15 protein-coding genes and 1 tRNA gene are annotated in these 16647 nt (G+C 58.3%); 2 read left to right on the forward strand and 14 right to left on the reverse strand.

What is annotated here, in order from left to right; genetic code table 11:
- Window positions 1–40 precede the first annotated feature (40 nt).
- From pheT to ASG35_RS25420, 12 genes are all read right to left on the reverse strand, one after another.
- Window positions 41–2473, reverse strand: a complete 2433-nt coding sequence (gene pheT, locus ASG35_RS25365) for a phenylalanine--tRNA ligase subunit beta (RefSeq protein ID WP_056364202.1) — start codon at window positions 2471–2473, stop codon at window positions 41–43.
- A gap of 74 nt (window positions 2474–2547) precedes the next feature.
- Window positions 2548–3561: a phenylalanine--tRNA ligase subunit alpha gene (pheS, locus tag ASG35_RS25370; protein ID WP_056364203.1), complete on the reverse strand. Its 1014-nt coding sequence runs from the start codon at window positions 3559–3561 to the stop codon at window positions 2548–2550.
- A gap of 180 nt (window positions 3562–3741) precedes the next feature.
- Window positions 3742–4101, reverse strand: coding sequence for a 50S ribosomal protein L20 (gene rplT, locus ASG35_RS25375; RefSeq protein WP_007585475.1), 360 nt, complete (start codon window positions 4099–4101; stop codon window positions 3742–3744).
- Window positions 4102–4130: 29 nt separating this feature from the next.
- Window positions 4131–4328, reverse strand: a complete 198-nt coding sequence (rpmI, locus tag ASG35_RS25380) for a 50S ribosomal protein L35 (RefSeq protein ID WP_031359004.1) — start codon at window positions 4326–4328, stop codon at window positions 4131–4133.
- Window positions 4329–4546: 218 nt separating this feature from the next.
- Window positions 4547–5071: a translation initiation factor IF-3 gene (infC, locus tag ASG35_RS25385; protein WP_075359824.1), complete on the reverse strand. Its 525-nt coding sequence runs from the start codon at window positions 5069–5071 to the stop codon at window positions 4547–4549.
- 49 nt (window positions 5072–5120) lie between these two features.
- Entirely contained in the window at window positions 5121–7028 is a 1908-nt protein-coding gene (gene thrS, locus ASG35_RS25390) for a threonine--tRNA ligase (RefSeq protein ID WP_056364649.1), read from the reverse strand.
- A 275-nt stretch (window positions 7029–7303) separates the two neighbouring features.
- Window positions 7304–7380 (reverse strand) — tRNA-Val (locus tag ASG35_RS25395).
- 151 nt (window positions 7381–7531) lie between these two features.
- Entirely contained in the window at window positions 7532–9766 is a 2235-nt protein-coding gene (locus tag ASG35_RS25400) for a RelA/SpoT family protein (RefSeq protein WP_056364205.1), read from the reverse strand.
- Window positions 9767–9797: 31 nt separating this feature from the next.
- Window positions 9798–10163: a RidA family protein gene (locus tag ASG35_RS25405; protein ID WP_056364206.1), complete on the reverse strand. Its 366-nt coding sequence runs from the start codon at window positions 10161–10163 to the stop codon at window positions 9798–9800.
- Window positions 10164–10212: 49 nt separating this feature from the next.
- Window positions 10213–11130, reverse strand: a complete 918-nt coding sequence (locus ASG35_RS25410; RefSeq protein ID WP_056364207.1) for an alpha/beta fold hydrolase — start codon at window positions 11128–11130, stop codon at window positions 10213–10215.
- A gap of 253 nt (window positions 11131–11383) precedes the next feature.
- On the reverse strand, window positions 11384–12025 hold the full coding sequence (locus tag ASG35_RS25415; protein ID WP_056364209.1) for a CoA transferase subunit B: 642 nt from the start codon (window positions 12023–12025) through the stop codon (window positions 11384–11386).
- A 2-nt stretch (window positions 12026–12027) separates the two neighbouring features.
- Entirely contained in the window at window positions 12028–12732 is a 705-nt protein-coding gene (locus tag ASG35_RS25420) for a CoA transferase subunit A (protein WP_056364211.1), read from the reverse strand.
- A gap of 190 nt (window positions 12733–12922) precedes the next feature.
- Between ASG35_RS25420 and ASG35_RS25425 the strand changes: the two genes are divergently transcribed.
- Window positions 12923–13468, forward strand: coding sequence for a LuxR C-terminal-related transcriptional regulator (locus ASG35_RS25425; protein WP_056364213.1), 546 nt, complete (start codon window positions 12923–12925; stop codon window positions 13466–13468).
- Here ASG35_RS25425 and ASG35_RS25430 read toward each other — a convergent pair whose 3' ends face one another.
- Both ASG35_RS25430 and ASG35_RS25435 read right to left on the reverse strand, forming a co-directional pair.
- The gene (locus ASG35_RS25430) at window positions 13469–13930 is read right to left on the reverse strand and encodes an acyl-CoA thioesterase (RefSeq protein ID WP_056364215.1); all 462 of its coding nucleotides are present in this window, start codon (window positions 13928–13930) and stop codon (window positions 13469–13471) included.
- Window positions 13927–14700: an SDR family oxidoreductase gene (locus ASG35_RS25435; protein ID WP_056364217.1), complete on the reverse strand. Its 774-nt coding sequence runs from the start codon at window positions 14698–14700 to the stop codon at window positions 13927–13929. Before ASG35_RS25435 ends, ASG35_RS25430 begins: the two co-directional genes overlap by 4 nt.
- 236 nt (window positions 14701–14936) lie before the next feature.
- On the opposite strand from ASG35_RS25435, the gene ASG35_RS25440 reads away from it, so the two are divergent.
- Entirely contained in the window at window positions 14937–16610 is a 1674-nt protein-coding gene (locus tag ASG35_RS25440) for an electron transfer flavoprotein-ubiquinone oxidoreductase (protein WP_056364218.1), read from the forward strand.
- The last annotated feature ends 37 nt before the right edge of the window (window positions 16611–16647 follow it).

A 16647-nucleotide genomic window follows, 5' to 3' on the forward strand; every position in this document is an offset into this window, starting at 1 on the left:
AAATGGCGTGACGATGAAGACGGAGGGCGCCAGCTGCTGGCTATCCGCGCAATCGCGCGCCATGTACTCGAGTCAAGCGTTCCACCAGTGTTTTGATGGCCGTATCGACCGTTTCGTCCTGAAGCGTCCCGCCAGTATCTTGCAACGTTACACGGAAGGCAAGGCTTTTCTCGTGCTCACCCAACCCACCGGAAGTGCTTGATTTTGGACGGAATTCGTCAAATAAAGCAAGCTTCGTGATGTACTTGCAGGCAGGCTCCGAGCGAGCGCTTTCGAGCTCGTCAAGGAGCGCCTGGACCTCTACTTTCTGATCCACGACAACCGCAATATCGCGTCGGACAGGCGGGAATTTCGTCACGTCGGCGGGTACAGGCAACGCGCGTTGCATCAAGGCTTCGGCTTCGATTTCGAACAAAACCGGCGCATGCGGCAAGTCGTACTTTTGCATCCAGCGCGGATGCAGGTCGCCGATCCAGCCTACCGCGCGACCGTCGATCTCGATCCGGGCGCTGCGTCCCGGGTGCAATGCAGGATGCTCCGCTTTCACAAACCGCGGAACCACGGGCGCGAATAGCGCTTCCACATCGCCTTTCACGTCGAAGAAATCGACCGCCCGCGATGGCGCGCCCCACTGTTCCTCGAGCGCCGGGCCATAAGCCAGGCCGCCAATCATCTTCGGCTGGGCAAAACCTTCAACCGCCAGTTCGCCCGCCTTGATCGACGGATCGTGCAGGAACACGCGACCGGCTTCGAATACGCGAATCCGGTCGGCGCGACGGTTCAGGTTGTAGCGCAACACATTGATCAAGCTGCCGAAAAGCGTCGTACGCATTACCGAAAGCTGGCTTGCGATCGGATTCAGCAATTTCACCGGATTCGAATTGCCGGCGAAATCCGCTTCCCATTCAGCATCGACAAAACTGAAGTTCACCGTCTCTACATAATCTCGCGCGGCGACCGCGTGTCGCAGCACATGAACGGAACGTTTGGTTTCGTTGGTCGGCCGCATTTCGCTGATTGCGACAGGCGGTCGCGCCGGAATCTTTTCGAACCCGTAAATGCGCGCAACCTCTTCAACCAGATCTTCTTCAATTTCGATATCGAATCGATACGGCGGCGGCGTCACGGCGAAAACGTCGCCGTCGTGCGTAAACTTCAGGCCGAGCCGCGTGAAAATCTGTGCGATTTCTTCCGCGCCGATCGTCACGCCGATAATCCGGTTCGCGCGCGAAACACGCATGCTCACCGGTTCGCGCTTTGGAACGTTGAGCGTCTGGTCATCGACCGGACCGGCATTGCCGCCGCAAACATCGAGAATCAGCCGGGTAATGCGCTCGATGTGTTCAACGGTCGTCGAGTAATCAACGCCACGTTCGAACCGATGCGCTGCATCGGTCGAGAAATTGTATTTGCGCGCGCGGCCGCGGATGCTGTCCGGCCACCAGAATGCGGCTTCCAGATAAATGTTTGTTGTGTCCAGAGAAACGGCCGTGCTGTCGCCGCCCATGATCCCGGCAAGGCTTTCGACATGCTGGTCGTCCGAGATGACGCCGACGGTTTCATCGAGTTCGACCGTGTTGCCGTTGAGCAGCTTGAGCGTCTCGCCTTGTCTGCCCCAACGCACTTCAATGCCGCCTTGGATCTTGTCCAGGTCGAACACGTGCGACGGACGGCCGAGTTCCAGCATCACATAATTCGAGATATCGACGAGCGCTGAAATGCTGCGCTGACCCGAGCGTTCGAGGCGCTCGACCATCCATGCTGGCGTCTTTGCGTGAGCATTCACGCCGCGAATCACGCGGCCGGAGAAACGTCCGCACAAATCCGGCGCCGACACTTTGACCGGCAAGATTTCATCGATAGTCACCGTCACCGGCTGGATATCCAGCGGATGCAACGCTGCGCCGGTGATTGCAGCCGTTTCGCGGGCGACGCCAAACACCGACAGACAATCCGCCTTGTTCGGCGTCAGCTTGATTTCGAACACGGTGTCATCGAGATTCAGCGTCTTGCGGATGTCCTCGCCGATCGCCGTTTCTGCGGGCAGGATCATCAGGCCGCTATGGTCTTCCGACAGCTTCAGCTCGCGCGCCGAACACAACATGCCCTGGCTTTCCACGCCGCGCAGCTTCGACAGCTTGATCGCGAACGGCGCGCCGCCGGCTTCGGCGGGCGGCAATTCCGCGCCGACCAGCGCGACCGGAACCTTGATGCCCGGCGCCACATTCGGCGCGCCGCACACAATGGTCAGCGTCTCGCCCGTACCGGCATCGACCTGACACACGTTGAGCTTGTCGGCGTTGGGGTGCTTCGCCACTTCCAGCACGTGCCCGACGACAATCTTCGTGGTCGGCGGCGCAACCGGCGCGAGCCCCTCCACTTCGAGACCCGCCATGGTCAGCGCGTGTGAGAGTTCATCGGTCGAAAGCTTCGGATCGACGAAAGTTCTAAGCCAGGATTCCGGGAATTGCATGTGTGTCTAGTTCGAAATAGGGTGTGTCTGCGTCTGGACGACGGCCTTTGGCAACGTGCTCGGAGATAAATGTCTCAGGCAAACTGCTCGAGGAAACGCAGATCGTTTTCGAAGAAAAGGCGCAGGTCCTGCACGCCATAACGCAGCATGGTCAGGCGTTCGAGACCGCTGCCAAACGCAAAGCCGATATACCGCTCCGGGTCGAGTCCCATGTTGCGGATCACGTTCGGATGCACTTGGCCCGAGCCCGAGATTTCAAGCCATTTTCCGGCATTCTTGCCGTGCTCGAACATCATGTCGATTTCAGCGGACGGCTCGGTGAACGGGAAATACGATGGCCGGAAGCGCACGAGAATGTCATCGCGCTCAAAGAATTTCTTGAGGAAATCCGAGTACACGCCCTTCAGGTCGGCAAAGCTGATGTTCTCTTCAATCCACAGTCCTTCGACCTGGTTGAACATGGGCGAATGCGTGGCGTCGCTGTCCACACGGTACGTCCGGCCCGGCACGATCACCTTGATCGGCGGCTTGTTCATACGCGCGTAACGCACCTGCATCGGGCTCGTATGCGTGCGCAGCAGGAGTTGCCGCCCATCCGCATCTTTCCCGTCGATATAAAACGTATCCTGCATGGAACGCGCGGGATGATTTTCCGGGCTGTTCAGCGCAGTGAAGTTGTACCAATCCGTTTCGATTTCCGGGCCATCGGCCACATCGAAACCAATCGTGCTGAAAATTTGTTCGACGCGTTCCCACGTGCGCATGACCGGATGCAGGCTGCCGGCGCCGGGACCGCGGCCGGGCAAGGTGACATCGATTGATTCCGATGCCAGCCGCTGGTTCAGCAGCACATCCGCCAGCGCCTGACGGCGCGCGTTCAGCGCTGCTTCCACTTGCTGCTTGACCGCGTTGATACGCGCACCTTCGGTCTTGCGGGTATCGGGATCGAGCTTGCCCAAACCCTTCAGCAGATCGGTAAGCGCCCCGGACTTGCCAAGAAAGCGGGCTTTTTCGTTTTCGAGTGTGGCCGCGTCTGCAGCCTGTTCGAAGGCATTTCGCGCGTCGGCGACAATCTGGTCCAGATCCATTGATCCCATCATTTCAGCGTCAAAGTCCTTCTGATCGTTCCCGGGCCAGCTTCAACCCGGCTTCACCAACAAAAACGGGGCTCATGTCGAGCCCCGTTTTGAGTTGTTGCGTTACCGTACAACCGCCAACGGATAACGCTACAACGAACCACGCAGTACCAATCTCGCTAACAAGCTTGATCAGGCTGCAACGGCGGCTTTTACCTGCTTGACGATCGCAGCAAAAGCAGCCTTGTCGAACACAGCCATGTCGGCCAGCACCTTGCGGTCGAGTTCGATCGAAGCCTTTTTCAGGCCGTTGATGAACACGCTGTACGTCATGTCGTGCTGACGCACCGCCGCGTTGATACGCGTGATCCACAAAGCACGGAACACACGCTTCTTGTTGCGGCGATCGCGATAGGCATATTGCCCTGCGCGCATGACCGCTTGCTTGGCGATGCGATAGACGTTATTGCGACGGCCGCGGTAACCCTTGGCCAGCTTGATGATCTTCTTGTGACGGGCCCGTGCGGTAACCCCACGTTTGACTCTAGGCATAGTGCGCTCCTGTGAGTGTCAGTTAAGGGTTAAGCGAACGGCAACATTGCGCGCACCGAATTCATGTCAGATGCATGAACTTCCGTGGAACCGCGCAAATGGCGTTTTACCTTGGTGGTCTTCTTGGTAAGAATGTGACGCTTGAAGGCTTGACCACGCTTGATGGTACCGCCCGGACGCACCACGAAGCGCTTTGCAGCACTCTTCTTGGTCTTCATCTTCGGCATGAACTACTCCAGTTTATTAGATGGATATGGGTGTGCGGTCGATCCAAACGATCCTGACCCGCCCTTCGAAACCCACATACCACTTATGAGCGGCAATTTTTAACAATCTATAAAAATCACCGCTTTTTCATGAGCGCCGCCATTATCAGGCAACACCCTGAAACCTGCTCAATCGATGCCGCGCAGACCATGACGTTCCGGCCGCGCGATCCATCGATTTACTTCTTTTTCTTCGGGGCCATGACCATGATCATCTGGCGCCCTTCCATTTTCGGCATTTGCTCGACCTGACCGTGCTCTTCGAGGTCGGCCTTCAGCCGCTCGAGCACGCGCATGCCAATTTCCTGGTGGGCCATTTCGCGGCCGCGGAAACGCAACGTGATTTTCGTCTTGTCGCCGTCTTCGAGGAAGCGCGTGAGGTTGCGCAGTTTCACGTTGTAGTCACCGTCGTCGGTGCCAGGACGGAATTTGACTTCCTTGACCTGAACGATCTTCTGCTTGAGTTTCGCCTCGTGCTGCTTCTTGGCTTCCGAATACTTGAACTTGCCGTAGTCCATCAAGCGTGCAACAGGCGGAACGGCCTGAGGCGCGATTTCGACGAGATCCACGTCTTGTTGTTCCGACATGCGGAAAGCATCGGCGAGCTTCACGATTCCCAGCGGCTCATTGTCCACTCCGACCAGGCGCAACTCAGGTGCCGTGATTTCCCCGTTGATGCGATGTGCAGACTTATCAGTAGCGATGTTACGTTTCCTCTAAATGTTCAAAAAACTAGCCGCGCTGCGGGTGGGCTTACTTGTACGCCTGCACGTCCTGCTGCAGACGCTCAAGGAATGCATCGACCGGCATCACGCCAGCATCGATACCGCCACGAGCACGCACGGCTACGGTTTGTGCCTCACGTTCCTTGTCCCCGACAACCAGCAAATAAGGGACCTTTTGCAACGTGTGCTCTCGTATTTTATAACTAATCTTCTCGTTGCGCAAATCGCTCTCAACTCTAAGCCCTTGTTTTTGCAACGATTGGGTCAGTTCCTGCGCATATTCGGCCTGACTTTCCGCGATATTCAGGACGACAGCCTGCACCGGCGCCAGCCACGAGGGCATTGCACCAGCATAGTGCTCGATCAGAATGCCCAGGAAACGCTCCATGGACCCGACGATTGCACGATGCAGCATCACAGGACGCTTGCGGCTATTGTCTTCGGCCACGTATTCCGCGCCCAGCCGTTCCGGCAGAACCATGTCGAGCTGCAGCGTACCGCATTGCCAGGAGCGGCCAAGTGCATCCTTGATGTGGTACTCGATCTTTGGACCGTAGAACGCGCCTTCGCCCGGCAACTCTTCCCAGGTCAGACCGCAAGCCGTCAGCGCGTCGCGCAAACCCTGCTCGGCGCGATCCCAGGTTTCGTCGGTACCGGCACGGGCATCGGGGCGCAGCGACAGCTTGATGTCGATGTGATCGAACCCAAAGTCCTTATAGATGCTCATTGCAAGCGTGTTGAACGCGATCGATTCTTCGATGAACTGGTCTTCCGTGCAGAAAATGTGCGCGTCGTCCTGAACGAATCCACGCACGCGCATAAGGCCGTGCAACGCGCCGGACGCCTCATTCCGGTGACACGAGCCAAATTCCGCGTAGCGCAGCGGTAGGTCTCGATACGACCGCAAACCATGATTGAACACCTGCACGTGGCCGGGACAGTTCATTGGCTTGATGGCGTAATCGCGCTTTTCCGACTCCGTCGTGAACATGTTTTCACGATAGTTCCGCCAGTGACCGGACGCCTCCCAGAGCGAGCGATCCATGATCATCGGCGTCTTGATTTCGAGATAACCAACTTCGCTCAGCCGACGGCGAATGTATTGCTCGACCTGTTGCCAGATTGCCCAGCCTTTCGGATGCCAGAACACCATGCCCGGCGCCTCTTCCTGCAGATGAAACAGGTCGAGCTGCTTTGCGAGCTTGCGGTGATCGCGCTTCTCGGCCTCTTCCAGCATGTGCAGGTACGCTTCCTGGTCTTCCTTCTTGGTCCAGGCCGTGCCGTAGATACGCTGCAACTGCTCGTTCTTCGAATCGCCGCGCCAGTACGCGCCCGCGACCTTCATCAGCTTGAAGACTTTCAGCTTGCCGGTGGACGGCACGTGCGGGCCTCGGCACAAGTCGGTGAACCCGCCGTGCGAGTAGAGCTTGATGTCGTCGGTGGACGGAATCGATTCGATGATCTCCGCCTTGTATTTCTCACCGATGCTCTTGAAGTAGTCCACCGCTTCACCGCGCGTGACGACGCGGCGCGAAACCGGCTCGTCCTTCTTCGCGATCTCGGCCATGCGCTTTTCGATCTTTTCCAGATCTTCCGGCGTGAACGGACGGCTGTACGCGAAGTCGTAGTAAAAGCCGTTCTCGATCACAGGACCGATAGTGACTTGCGCTTCCGGGTACAGATCCTTGACCGCGTAAGCCAGCAAGTGCGCGGTGGAGTGACGAATGATGTCGAGACCGTCGGCGTCCTTGTCCGTGACGATCGAAAGCGCTGCGTCGCGCTCGATCAGCGTGGACGTATCGACCAATTCGCCGTCGAGCTTGCCGCCCAGTGCGGCCTTGGCAAGCCCAGCGCCAATCGATGCGGCAACTTCCGCAACCGTCACCGGGTGGTCGTACTGGCGAACTGAGCCGTCGGGCAAACGTATCGAAACCATTTCGTTCTCCAAGATGCCGAAACCGGCGTCCAAGTTCATTCAACAATGCCTTGCAAGACGCGAAACAAACGCGCGAAGACAAAAAAAATGCGGCCCCACATTCGAGGGGCCGCATTCACTTTTCCTACAACTGCAAAGGCGAAAGTGGTCCTCGACTAGCGTCGCTCCGAAGTTGTATCGGTCAACGTTCGCGGTGCCATCTTGTTCATTTGCCTTTCGCGCCAAAACGCTTGCTGCAGTTTTGAAAATCCGGCGAGCCGGACTTTCACTTTCGTTGGTAGGCTCGATTGGACTCGAACCAACGACCCCCACCATGTCAAGGTGGTGCTCTAACCAGCTGAGCTACGAGCCTGAAGAAGCGAAATTATATGGTGCGTTTTGAATCCTGGCAAGTGCTTTGATGCAATGACACTGAAGATATTCGTGGATACGATTAACAAGCTCGAACAATGCGCTTCAAATTCAAATGGTTAAGCCCGAGCAAACGCGCATCAGGCTTTTCGTTATCCACGCCGCGATGCACGAACCACGCCCTGTACTTCGCTCAGCAACGAGCACGCACGCTGGATCTGCGCAGCACTCGACACCTCTACCGTGAACTGCATGTAAGCGACGTTGCGCCGACTCTGCGTTTTTACGCCAGTGACATTCATCTTTTCGCGTGCGAAGACTTCCGAAATGTCGCGCAATAGTCCTTGCCGATCATTCGATTCAACAGCCAGGTCCACCGGATACACCGACGAACCTCGCCCGTTCATGACATCGGCAGACCAGGCAGTTTCGAGCACACGTTCCGGCGAGTGTTCGGCCATACGCTGGAACGTTGCGCAATCACTGCGATGAATCGACATACCCTTGCCGCGCGTCACGAACCCGGAGATACGATCGGGCGGCGCCGGCCTGCAACAACGCGCGAGTTGCGTAAGCAACGCGTCGACTCCGACGACCAGCACGCCGGTCGACGCACCCTGCGCTACGCTTTGCCCGCTGCTGCGCTTTTCGAACTGAGCGGGCGCTTCGGGCTCGGGCTCGGGCGGCGGCGTGTCGTGCAGCGCCTGCTCGATATTGCGCAGGCTGAACTCTTCCTTCCCTACGACCGCATACAGATCTTCCGGCGTCTTGAAACCGAGTTTCGATGCTAATTGGTCCAGGTTGACGGACGTCTTTCCCTCACGCTGCAACGTCTTTTCAACCAGCGCGCGGCCGTTCGTTACGTTCTCTTCGGAATCGACGGAGTTGAACCATGCGCGGACCTTTTGCCGTGCGCGCGGACTGTTCAGATAGCCGAGCAAAGGGTTGAGCCAGTCGCGCGATGGACCGCCCTCCTTAACCGCAACGATCTCGACCGTCTGGCCGTTCTGTAACGGCGTGTTGAGCGGCACCATTGCGCCGTCGACACGGGCACCGCGGCAACGATGTCCCAGTTCGCTATGCAGGTGATACGCGAAGTCCACCGGAGTAGAACCGTGTGGCATCGCGATCACGCGGGCCTGCGGCGTGAGCACGTAGATGTGGTCGTCGTCGAGCGTCGCTTCACGCAGATGCTGCCAAGGCTGCGCGCCTGGTTGCTCGCCTTCGGACACGTCTTCTTTCCACGCGAGCAGTTGCCGCAACCACGCAATTTTCTCGTCGTATTTTTCAGCAGCCGTCACCTGGCCGCCATACGCCCGGGTACCGGCTTCCTTATAGCGCCAGTGCGCCGCCACGCCGTACTCGGCGAAGCTGTGCATCTCCATTGTGCGGATCTGGACTTCGAATGCGCGGCCGTCGTCACCGACCACCACCGTGTGCAGCGACCTGTAGCCATTGGGCTTCGGCCGCGATATGTAGTCGTCAAATTCTCTTGGCACCGGCTGCCACAGGTTATGGACGATCCCCAGCACCGTGTAGCAATCCTTGATGTCGTCGACAATCACGCGGAACGCGCGCACGTCGTTCAGCTCGGAAAAGTCCAGCTCCTTGCCGCGCATCTTCTTCCAGATGCTGTAGATGTGCTTCGGGCGCCCACTGACTTCAGCGCGGATATGCGCCGTAGCCAGTTCGGTCTGCAAACGTGCGATGGCATCAGTCACATACGCTTCGCGCTCGACGCGTTTTTCGTCGAGCAACTTGGCGATGCGTTTATACGTAGGCGGTTCCTCGAAACGAAATGCGAGGTCTTCGAGTTCCCATTTCAGTTGCCAGATGCCGAGCCGGTTTGCGAGCGGCGCATAGATCTCGAGGGTCTCGCGCGGGACGTCGGGCGACGGATCGAGCTTGTTCGCCGCGTAATAGCGCAACGTCTGAAGTCGCGAAGCCAGACGGATCAGCACCACGCGAATGTCTTGTGCGAACGCAAGCAACATCTTGCGCAACGCCTCGACCTGCGCACGACGCGCAGCCTGCGCATCGCGACCCGTTTCAGGCAGCTTTGCCTGAGTGGCCCGCGAACTGACCGAGCCAAGACGCCATAGCTTGCGGACATCGGCGACAAGGCTTTGTACTTCTTCGCCGAAACGCTCCGTAATGACGCGTTCCGGATTGTCGATATGCGGCGCGATCGCAAACAGCGCCGCCGCCGCGACCGCCGCAGGATCCACGTTCAACGTCTGCATGATTCGCGCGGTGCCGGCCGAGTGCTCGGCCAGCAATTCTCCGCTGGTAAGCCGCGCGTCGCCGGCGTGCTCGCGCACGAACGCAAGCGCGTCGTCGAATGACGGCTCGGGGTTCATTGCTGCGGCGACTGCGGTATTAGGCATGCGAGTATCAATGCGGTGGAATGTTCGACTCTCAGCCCTGCGGCTTATCGAGCATGGCTGCGATGGCAACGACTTCTACAAGGCATGCCGGGTTGGCAAGCTTCGCCTCGACGGTGGCGCGCGGAGGCGCATTTCCCTCAGGCACCCACATGTCCCACGCCGCATTCATGGCCGCGAAATTCGCCATGTCGGAGATGTAGATTTGCACCGAGAGCAGTTGCGTCTTGTCGCTGCCAGCTTCCGCCAGCAGACGGTCGATATGGCCGAGCACTTCGCGGGTCTGGCCCGTGATGTCCTGGTCGGTGTCTTCGGCAATCTGACCCGCGAGATAGATGGTGCCGTTGTGAATCGCGGTTTCGGAAAGACGCGCGCCGACATGGAGACGGATGACTGCCATGAATGCCTCTGATAAGTGAATTGTCAAAAATACCGTGCGAAGCCCAATATTATGCCTCGGGTGTTTCCGCGTTGAGGAAGAAGCGGTAGGCGAGATCTATCTGGTCGGCCGCGAGAAACGCGGGCGCATGGCCTACGCCCTTGACCTCAGCACTGGTCACGGCCTGCCCGGTGGCGACCATCTTTTCGACGGTCTCTCGCGACAACAGATCCGATTTCTCACCGCGCACGACCAGAACCGGATGTTTGATTGCCGCGAGCGAATGCCAAAGGATCGCCTCGCCGAGCGATGCCGCATTTGAATCTGCTGCGGCAAAGGGCACGGCGATCTTCGGATCGTATCGGTACGCCCAGCGTCCATCGCGCTCATGCATCAGCGGCGTGTTGATCGCGCGCCATTCTTCAGCGCTCAGCGGCCCAAAAGAAGACGCGAGTTGCGCGGCGTTGTCGATGCCATCCTGAAGCGTGGCGAAAGTCTCGTCCCGTCCCAAATAGCTGCCGATCCGCTCGAGCGCTACCGGCTCTATATGCGGCCCGACATCGTTTAATAACATCTTGCGAATGGGCGTATTCGGCAGACCAGCGAGTCCGAGCCCGATCAAACCGCCCATTGACGTACCAAACCAGTCCACCGTTTCAACGTTCAGGCGCGCAACCAGCGAAACCATGTCCGAAACGTATTGCGGCACGCCGTAGTGTTTCGGATCGGCGAGCCAGTCGGAAAGCCCTCGCCCCGCCACGTCCGGACACACCACGCGATATTCGCGCGAGAACGCTTTCGCTATCTCGTCGAAATCACGGCCTGATCGCGTCAGCCCGTGCACGCATACGAGTACACGCGGGTTGGCCGGATCGCCCCATTCCGTGTACGCCATGCGATGCAATCCGGACGGGCTGATGCATTGCACGTGACGTTGACGCGGAGCAGAGACGGGCGGAGGCGCAGCTTCGACGATAGTCGCGGACATAAGGTTTTCCTCGGCGCGCGGTGGCGCTGCTGCATAACGAATAGATCAATCGAAAATGATTGTAAACGCTTTGCACGGCGCACTTCTTCACCGATCGCAACGTTAGCCATTCGGTCTATGTGCGGCCGCATTCGACCGACAGAAAGTTACAAAAGCATCGCCACGACATCCGATCCAATGAAAAAAGGCTGCGCCAACGCAAGGTTGGAACAGCCCTTCTCGACCAGCAAACCTCGCCAGCGCAAAAAAAATCCTACTTGATGCCACTCACATCGAGCGGCGCGCCTGTTTTCTGCTGAATCTCTTCCACACTGACGCCCGGAGCAAGCTCCACAAGCTTGAGGCCGGCATCCGTTACATCGATTACCCCGAGATCCGTAATGATCCGGTCGACCACGCCCTTGCCCGTCAATGGCAGCGTGCACTCATCCAGGATCTTGTGTTGATCGCCCTTTGCAACATGTTCCATCAGCACGATCACGCGCTTCACGCCCGCGACCAGATCCATGGCGCCGCCCATGCCCTTGATCATCTTGCCGGGAATCATCCAGTTGGCCAGGTCGCCGTTCTTGCTGATCTGCATGGCGCCGAGAATTGCCAGGTTCACATGGCCGCCGCGGATCATGGCAAACGAATCCGCCGATGAAAATATCGACGATCCCGGCAACGTAGTCACCGTTTGCTTGCCGGCATTGATGAGATCGGCGTCGACCTCTTCTTCTGTCGGCGAAGGCCCGATTCCAAGCAAACCATTCTCCGATTGCAGCCACACTTCCATGCCCGCCGGCACGTGGTTCGCGACCAGCGTAGGCAGCCCAATCCCGAGATTCACGTAAAACCCGTCCTGCAATTCCTTGCCCGCCCGCGCGGCCATCTGGTTCCGGTCCCATGCCATGATCAGTCTCCTTTTGCGCGCACGACGCGTTGTTCGATGCGTTTTTCCGGATGCGCGTTCAGCACGATACGCTGCACGAAAATGCCCGGCGTGTGGATTGCGTCGGGATCGAGTTCGCCGACTTCCACGATTTCTTCCACTTCGGCAACGGTAATCTTGCCGGCCATGGCGCACATCGGGTTGAAGTTGCGGGCGGTGCGACGATAAATCAGGTTGCCGGATTTATCGGCTTTCCATGCTTTGACCAGCGCCACGTCTGCCGTCAGCGACGGTTCGAGCACGTAGAAGTTATCGCCGAACTTGCGCGTTTCCTTGCCTTCCGCGATGACCGTGCCGTAGCCCGTGTTCGTGAAAAACGCCGGAATGCCGGAACCGCCCGCGCGCAGCTTTTCGGCCAGCGTGCCTTGCGGCGTAAATTCGAGTTCGAGTTCGCCGGCCAGATATTGGCGTTCGAATTCCTTGTTTTCGCCCACGTACGACGAAATCATTTTCTTGACCTGACGGGTTTCGAGCAGAAGACCGAGTCCGAAACCATCGACACCTGCGTTATTGCTGATGCACGTGATTCCTTGGACGCCCGTGTCGCGCAATGCCGCGATCAGCGCTTCGGGAATGCCGCACAGTCCGAAACCGCCGACGGCGAACGTCTGTCCGTCCTTGACGATGTCTTCGAGCGCCTCTTTCGCGCCGGGATAGACCTTGTTCATTTGTCCCTTCCTGATCTGGATGAAATCTGATTATTCGAGCCGCGCGCTATTAATTACCCAGCGATCGCAACTTTCTGACCTGCCGAAAGAGTACGACGGCGCACTGATCCGGCACAATACGCAAAAATACATAAGTAATCGCCGTAGTGCGCGGCGATGCAAACGTCAAACGCCCGTCGTCCGAGCCAAAATGCCTCAACTGGATTACCAAACTGCGTTTCATCTTGCGCCAGTCGGGCTGGTGTTGTCACGGGAACGGATTATCGAAGACTGCAACGCGCAGCTTTGTGCAATTTTCGGCGTGAAACCGGACGCGTTGATTGGACGTTCTTTTCAGGTTTTGTATCCATCGCCCGTGGAGTTCGAGCGGATCGGCGCGCGCATTTCCGCATTGATGCAACGCCAGGGCAGCTACGCGGACGACCGGATCATGAAACGCGCAAACGGGGAATTGTTCTGGTGTCATGTGACTGGACGCTCGCTCGATCTGAGCGCGCCCCACGCCGCAGGCGTCTGGACGTTCGAAGACCTGAGCGCGACGCGGCGGGTCGCAATAGAACTGACACCGCGCGAGCGAGAGATCGCCGCGCAACTCGTGACTGGCAAAACCAGCAAGCAGATCGGCCGCGCGCTGGACATCAGCCCGCGGACCGTGGACGTCTATCGCTCGAAACTCATGCGTAAATACGATACAGGCAACGCGACCGAATTGCTGCAACGGCTATTGGGCGACTGATTACTTTTGCGGCGCCGCCGTTTCTATCGCGTGGCGCAAAAGTTCCGGGATGGGCACCGACTTCGCCGCCGCGTAATCGACCCACACGCATTTCGCCGTGCCGCGGGCGTAGAGTCTGGCGGGGTCATCGGCGCGATACAGCTCGAAGCGCGTATCGAAACTGCTGCGCCCGGGCGCGCCCACGAACATGCTGCCGATTACATCGCCGGGATAGTGGAGTTGCCGGAGGAATTCCATCGATGCATTTACAACCACCGGCCCCTGCCCTTTGGCATTGGCTCCGGCAATGTCCAACTGGCGAAACCACGTGATCCGCACTTCTTCCATGAAGCGGAAATAGACGGTGTTGTTGACGTGGCCAAATGCGTCCATGTCGCCCCAACGGATAGGCATGGACAAGTCGATCACACGATGAAAACCGCCTTGCGCCGCGTCCGACGCCTGCTCGAAAACCTGGCTCATAAGCCGAACCCGTCGTCGGCGGCGATCACCGAGCCATTAATGAACTGGGATTCGTCGGCCGCGAGCAGCAGCAGCAGGCCGTCCAGATCTTCGGGCGTGCCCACACGGCGGCGCGGCAGGATGGACAGCAGTTTTTGTCCCGCTTCGCTCTTCCAGTGATGATGGTTCAACTCGGTATCGATATAACCCGGGCAGATTGCGTTCACGTTGATGCCATGACGGCCCCATTCCTGCGCCATCGCTTTCGTCATATGTACGACGGCCGCCTTGCTCATTGAATAGACGCCGATCTGCGGCAACGTCTTCAATCCCGCCATGGAAGCAATATTGATGATCCGGTAGCCCGGCTTGGCGGTGCCGTTGCCTCGCATGATCATCCGTTTGGCCACTTCCTGGGCAACGAAAAATGCGCCGCGCGTGTTGGTATCGAACACGAAATCGAAATCCGACGGCGTCACGTCCGTCAATTTCTGCTGCGTCGAAACGCCCGAGTTGTTCACCAGAATATCGATAGTGCCCGCCTCCGTCTCCGCGTGCGCGACGGCAGACTTGATGCTCTGGTAGTCGGTGACATCGAGCGATACGACGTGCGCCGCGCCGCCCGACGCCTCGATTTCCGCCCGCAGTTCCTTGAGGCGCTCAGTGCGCCGGCTCGCCAGCACGACGCGTGCGCCCGCCTGCGACAACACTTGTGCAAAGCGCTTGCCCAGTCCGCTGGAAGCGCCTGTGACCAGTGCGCATTTGCCTTCCAGATTGATCGAACGGCCCATTGTTATTCCTTGGTTGAAAGCGGTTGAGTTGCCCGGGACTGGTCTGTCCTGCTTGCCCGACGCACCCAATCGCCCGGGATCTGCGTCGACTCTGCTCCAGGATTCAGTCAGCCGATATGCTATCGTGAATTAATACGATCGTACTAATCTCCGGAACGTTAGTTGCACCATACCTACCGTTCCCTGACAATACGCGATCCCCAAAAAAGCATTCTAACGTTAGACAGGAGCATTGGATGACCCCGGCAAGTCTCATCGAGCAGTACGGTCCACGTGAGTCCATGGAGTACGACGTCGTGATCGTGGGCGGCGGCCCTGCGGGACTTTCTGCGGCCATCCGGCTGAAACAGCTTGCGCAGGAAAAAGGCGTCGAGCTAGGCGTATGCGTGCTGGAGAAAGGCTCCGAGATTGGTGCCCACATCCTCTCCGGCGCCGTGATGGACCCGCGCGCGCTGAGCGAATTGTTGCCCGACTGGAAGACGCAAGGCGCGCCGCTCGACGTGGAAGTGACCGAAGACAGGTTTTTGTTTTTATCGAAGGACAGTGCAAAGCAAGTACCCAACTGGCTCCTGCCCGATAACTTCAAGAACCACGGTAATTACGTCATTTCGCTTGCTAACGTTACCCGCTGGTTAGGCCAACAAGCGGAAGCGCTCGGCGTCGAGATCTTCCCGGGCTTTCCCGCGGCCGAAGTGCTCTACACCGAAGACGGCGCGGTTCGAGGCGTGGCAACGGGCAACATGGGCGTGGGCAAGAACGGCGAACCGACAGGCAACTTCCAGCTCGGCATGGAATTGCACGCCAAATACACGCTCTTTTGCGAAGGCGCGCGCGGCAATCTGGGCCGCCAGCTGATGGACAAATTCAAGCTCGGCCGCGACGCTGATCCACAAGTCTACGGCCTCGGCATCAAGGAACTGTGGACAATCGATCCGGCGAAACACAAGCCGGGTCTCGTGATTCATACCGCTGGCTGGCCGCTCGAAACCGATACCTACGGCGGTTCGTTCCTTTATCACATGGACAATAACCAGGTGATGGTGGGGTTTGTAGTCGGCCTCGGATATTCAAATCCGTATCTCTCGCCATTCGAGGAATTCCAGCGCTACAAGACGCATCCGGCAATCCGCACGTTCCTGGAAGGCGGCAAGCGCGTGTCCTACGGCGCGCGTGCAATTGCCGCGGGCGGCCTCATGTCGCTGCCAAAGCTCGTTTTCAAGGGCGGCGCGCTGGTCGGCGACGATGCCGGTTTCCTGAACGCATCGCGTATCAAGGGCAGCCACGCGGCGATCAAGTCCGGAAAGATGGCCGCCGAAGCAGCTTTCGACGCGGTGCAAGCCGGCCGTCAAGCCGATGAACTCACCGCGTATCCCGAATCGTTCGATAACTCGTGGCTCAAGACCGAGCTTTATCGCGCGCGCAATTTCAAGCAGTGGATGAGCAAGGGCTTGTATCTGGGCACATTCATGGTTGGACTCGAGCAGAAGCTGCTTGGCGGCAACGTGCCCTGGACGCTGCATCATCAACACGCCGATAACGAAACGCTCAAGCCCGCATCGCAATGCAAGCCGATCGTTTATCCGAAGCCGGATGGCAAGCTGACATTCGACCGGCTGACGTCGGTGTTCATATCGAACACGAATCACGACGAAGGTCAGCCGCCGCATTTGACGCTGAAGGACGCATCGGTTCCCGTCGATGTGAATCTGCGCACGTACGCCGGACCGGAAGGCCGATATTGCCCCGCGCAGGTGTACGAATTCGTGAAAAACGACGATGGCAGCGAACGCCTGCAGATCAACGCGCAAAACTGCGTTCATTGCAAAACGTGTGATATCAAGGATCCGACGCAGAACATCGTCTGGGTTCCGCCTGAAGGCGGCGGCGGTCCGAACTATCCGAACATGTGATCGTTCGGCCAGATTGAAGGCGTAGAAAAATCGCCGG

Source organism: Burkholderia sp. Leaf177, assembly GCF_001424345.1.
Taxonomy (GTDB): domain Bacteria; phylum Pseudomonadota; class Gammaproteobacteria; order Burkholderiales; family Burkholderiaceae; genus Caballeronia.

Excerpts from the sequence above, each read along its gene's own strand:
- pheT (WP_056364202.1), bottom strand. The coding sequence starts at position 2,473 with ATGCAATTCCCGGAATCCTGGCTTAGAACTTTCGTCGATCCGAAGCTT.
- pheS (WP_056364203.1), bottom strand. The coding sequence starts at position 3,561 with ATGGATCTGGACCAGATTGTCGCCGACGCGCGAAATGCCTTCGAACAG.
- rplT (WP_007585475.1), bottom strand. The coding sequence starts at position 4,101 with ATGCCTAGAGTCAAACGTGGGGTTACCGCACGGGCCCGTCACAAGAAG.
- rpmI (WP_031359004.1), bottom strand. The coding sequence starts at position 4,328 with ATGCCGAAGATGAAGACCAAGAAGAGTGCTGCAAAGCGCTTCGTGGTG.
- thrS (WP_056364649.1), bottom strand. The coding sequence starts at position 7,028 with ATGGTTTCGATACGTTTGCCCGACGGCTCAGTTCGCCAGTACGACCAC.
- ASG35_RS25400 (WP_056364205.1), bottom strand. The coding sequence starts at position 9,766 with ATGCCTAATACCGCAGTCGCCGCAGCAATGAACCCCGAGCCGTCATTC.
- ASG35_RS25405 (WP_056364206.1), bottom strand. The coding sequence starts at position 10,163 with ATGGCAGTCATCCGTCTCCATGTCGGCGCGCGTCTTTCCGAAACCGCG.
- ASG35_RS25410 (WP_056364207.1), bottom strand. The coding sequence starts at position 11,130 with ATGTCCGCGACTATCGTCGAAGCTGCGCCTCCGCCCGTCTCTGCTCCG.
- ASG35_RS25415 (WP_056364209.1), bottom strand. The coding sequence starts at position 12,025 with ATGGCATGGGACCGGAACCAGATGGCCGCGCGGGCGGGCAAGGAATTG.
- ASG35_RS25420 (WP_056364211.1), bottom strand. The coding sequence starts at position 12,732 with ATGAACAAGGTCTATCCCGGCGCGAAAGAGGCGCTCGAAGACATCGTC.
- ASG35_RS25425 (WP_056364213.1), top strand. The coding sequence starts at position 12,923 with ATGCCTCAACTGGATTACCAAACTGCGTTTCATCTTGCGCCAGTCGGG.
- ASG35_RS25430 (WP_056364215.1), bottom strand. The coding sequence starts at position 13,930 with ATGAGCCAGGTTTTCGAGCAGGCGTCGGACGCGGCGCAAGGCGGTTTT.
- ASG35_RS25435 (WP_056364217.1), bottom strand. The coding sequence starts at position 14,700 with ATGGGCCGTTCGATCAATCTGGAAGGCAAATGCGCACTGGTCACAGGC.
- ASG35_RS25440 (WP_056364218.1), top strand. The coding sequence starts at position 14,937 with ATGACCCCGGCAAGTCTCATCGAGCAGTACGGTCCACGTGAGTCCATG.